A 3,595-nucleotide genomic window follows, 5' to 3' on the forward strand; every position below is an offset into this window, starting at 1 on the left:
TACAGGCTATAACGCTCTGACTGCCTCGTCGGCGCGCGGCGGCCTACAGGCTATAGCGCTCTGACTGCCGCTTCCGTCACGGTCCCGACGGCTTCTTCAAGCGTGCCGTTGAACGTGACGCCCGCGGCGTTCTTGTGGCCACCGCCACCCAGGGCCACGGCGACCTGGTTGACGTCGGTTTTCGGCCGGGACCGCAGGCTGATCTGGACGGTACCTTCCTTGCCTTCCACGAATATGATCCCGATCTCGACTCCGGCGATGGTCATGGTCACGTCAACAAACCCGCTCGTATCCGACGACCGGGCGCCGGTCTCCTCAATCATGGACCGCGTTACGGTAAGCCAGGCGACGCGGCCGCGTCCTGTAAACTGTATATTGGAGAGCGCGCGGCCCATGAGCCGGGTTCGGGCACCCGTGTTCCGGTTGTAGATCTGGTCGTAGACCCGGGACGGGTCGACGCCCGTGGAGAGGAGTTTGGCCGCGACGATATGGGCGCACGGCGCGCTCCTGGCGAAGCGGAACGACACGGTATCGGTCAGGATACCCGTGTACAACGCGTCCGCCGCCCTCGACGTGAGCGGTGCGCCGATCGAGTCGATCAGATCGTAAACCAGTTCGGCTGTTGAGGACGCCTTCGTATCGATCACCGACAGCGGCGTGATCAATTCACTATAGGGGTGGTGGTCGATCACGATCTTTACCGCCGCCGATTCCTCCAACGGCTGCCGCAATCGCCCCAGCCGGTCCCAGCCGTTGGCGTCCACGACGACGACAACATCCGCGTCGGCGAATCGCCCGATCTCATCCTCCGAAGCGGGCGCGAGAATTTCACCGTCGGGATCCAGCCAGGTATAAGCGGCTGGGATTGCGTCGTTCATGGCGACGACGGCGTCCTTCCCCAGCACCTTCAGACACTCGTAGACCCCCAGGGCCGATCCGATCGAATCCCCGTCGGGATTAACGTGGCTGGAGATCACGAAGGACTGGTTCGATGCGATGACTGCCTTGACTTCATCCCACATAACCATCTTCCATGGATCGGTCCCGGCGGCGCTTAGCGTCTTTTTATTCCGCCTGGGTCCGCCGAATCGGGTGATCCGGCGTGTTGGTAAGAAACGTCGAAAATAAAGATCAGCCGCCCTTCATGTCAAGGTTTATTGTTGATCCTGAGCGGATGGTGTACGAGTTAAATGGTTGATAAATAAGTGTTTTAATTGACAGACCGCCGGCCAGTCAATAGTTTGCATGGAATCCAGGGAGAACTCCGGCTTCAACGCCTTGCCACCTTCCGGCAGACCAGGTCTTCCCCAAAGTCTTCCGATCGGCACATGCCCATGTCGAACGCCCTCGTCCTGTTCATGAAAGCTCCGAGACCAGGGACCGTGAAAACCCGGTTGACGCCGAGCATAACGATGGACGAGGCCGCGGAACTCTACCGCGCCTTCATCCTGGACACGCTGCACCTGGCCCAGCGGACGGACGGCGTATCTCTCTTCGTGGCCTGGACGCCCGATGACGGACGGGCGGAACTCCTAAACGCCCTGGGCTGTCCGGGTGATCACGATGTGAACTGGCTCCGTCAGCGGGGCAGCCATCTCGGCGAACGGTTGTCGAACGCCTTCTCGGCCTTCCGGCAGGAGGGATGGGAAAAGACCGTCGTGCTGGGTGGTGACAGCCCCCTCCTGCCCCGGGATTACATCGAAGAGGCGTTCGAGGCACTGGACCGGCACGACGTCGTGCTCGGTCCGGCCGACGATGGAGGCTACTACCTGATCGGATTGGGCGGTCCGGGCGGACCGGGCGGACCGGGTGACCCAGGCGGCCCGGACGGGCCAAATGGTCCCGGCAGTCCGGACAAACCGAGACGCCGTGGATATCCCGCCGACCGGTACGACCGACTGTTCGAATCCATCCACTGGGGCACCGGCCGCGTGCTGCGGCAGACCCGGGCGGCTATCCGGACATGCGGTTTTTCAAGCCACGAACTCCCGTCCTGGCACGACGTGGACCGTCCCGCCGACCTGGACCGGCTCGCCCGGGAAATACGGGCGCTACGCGCCGGCGGCGACCACCTGACCGGCCGATGCACGGAAACCGCGCTCGCCGCGTTGAGCCGGGAAGGGAGGGACCAATGAAAGCCGGGCAGGAAGCCCTGCAGCGCCAATTCGCCCGTCTGCCTTCCGTGCGCCTGGTGCAAGGCGAATCCCGCATCGAAGCGTTGCGCGGGCGGTTCGAAGACGGGCAGATCGACGCCGCGATTCGGAAGGTGCTGCGCGACGCACGGGACCGGATCCGGCTTCGTCCCCAGGAAACGGAAGAGAACGGATTCGCGCCGGAGCGCTTCGCCGAACGGGCCGCCGCGCGCCTGGAGGATGAAGCCCATTCGGCGGGCGGGGTGCTGATCAACGCTTCAGGTATCGTATTCCATCCGCTCGCGCGGGAACCCTACGCCGGAACGGCCGCCGGGAGCGCCTCGAGGCTGGCCCTCACCCTCGCGGCTTACGAGGAAGACGGCCGTACCGCCGGACTCGTGCGCGATTTGACTGGTGCCGAAGACGTACTGGTCTGCCGGTCCGTCGCCGACGCCTTCCTCCTTGCGGTCCGGGCGCTCGCGGGACGGGCGGAAGTGATCATCGGCCGCAGCCAGGCGGGACTGATCGACGCGCCTTACGAGGATCGGCCCGTGAACCCGGTGTCGCTCTGCGCGCTCGCCGGCGCCACGATGATCGAGACCGGCGCAACCAACAAGTCCCGCCTGTCCGACTACGGACGCGCAATGGGAGACCGGACCGCACTGATCGTAACGGCCCGTCCGTCCACCTGCGCCCTTCGAGGTTTCACCGAGGAAGCGGCCCTGGAGGAGATCGTCCGGGCCGGAGCGGAATCCGGCGCCACGGTGCTGCACCTGGCCGGCGATACGACGTTGCGCCCGGTCTCATCCGCCCCGTTCGCGGCCAGGCGCTCGGTCACCGATGCCGTGCGGTCCGGCACGCCGCTGATCATCGCGGCTGGAGGCGGCCTCATCGGCGGGCCGCCCTGCGGACTGCTGATCGGGACACGACAGGTCATCGCGCGGATGAAAGCGCACGGCACCTGGCCGGCGGCGCAGGCCTCCCGGCACGTGAGGGCGGGATTCGACGCGCGGCTGGCGGAACTGGCCGAAAGCTCCTGCGACCTCGCGTGCCATCCGGCGGCCCACATGCTCGCCGCGGCAGAAGAGGATGTAGACGCCCGTGCCCGCCAGCTGTTCGATCGTCTTGCGGAAGACGGCCGGCTCCGCGCGGCGTGTGACGTGGTCGAAAGCCGGGCGTATCTTACGGCGTACCGCCTCCCCGCCGACGGCTTGCCCGGATACGCTGTTTCCATACGCCCGCCGGGCGGCGATCCCGGCGGCCTGGCGGACCGGTGGTTGAAGGGAACCCCGCCGCTGCTGGTGGATTGCGGCCTGGACCGAATCCGCATCGACATGCGGGGCGTGGAAAGAAACCATATCGCCGACGTCTCGCACATCGTGCGGTCCGGCCTGTAACTTTTCGGCCTGTAACTTTTCGGCCTGTAACTTTTTCCGGCTTATAACTTATGGAAATAATAATAC

The 3,595-nt window shown here is 65.1% G+C and carries 3 protein-coding genes; 2 read left to right on the forward strand and 1 reads right to left on the reverse strand.

Annotated features, from left to right (window positions below; all coding sequences use genetic code 11):
• Nucleotides 1-50 precede the first annotated feature (50 nt).
• Nucleotides 51-1,028, reverse strand: a complete 978-nt coding sequence (locus F4Z81_08345) for a bifunctional oligoribonuclease/PAP phosphatase NrnA (GenBank protein MXW05056.1) — start codon at nucleotides 1,026-1,028, stop codon at nucleotides 51-53.
• Nucleotides 1,029-1,328: 300 nt separating this feature from the next.
• Between F4Z81_08345 and F4Z81_08350 the strand changes: the two genes are divergently transcribed.
• On the forward strand, nucleotides 1,329-2,135 hold the full coding sequence (locus F4Z81_08350) for a glycosyltransferase (protein ID MXW05057.1): 807 nt from the start codon (nucleotides 1,329-1,331) through the stop codon (nucleotides 2,133-2,135).
• Nucleotides 1,964-3,529 carry a hypothetical protein gene (locus F4Z81_08355; protein ID MXW05058.1) on the forward strand — a complete coding sequence of 522 codons (1,566 nt, stop codon included), beginning with the start codon at nucleotides 1,964-1,966 and terminating at the stop codon, nucleotides 3,527-3,529. The genes F4Z81_08350 and F4Z81_08355 overlap by 172 nt, the downstream gene beginning before the upstream one ends.
• The last annotated feature ends 66 nt before the right edge of the window (nucleotides 3,530-3,595 follow it).

It is taken from the genome of Gemmatimonadota bacterium (genome assembly GCA_009835325.1).
In the GTDB taxonomy this organism is placed as follows: Bacteria; JAAXHH01; JAAXHH01; order JAAXHH01; family JAAXHH01; genus JAAXHH01.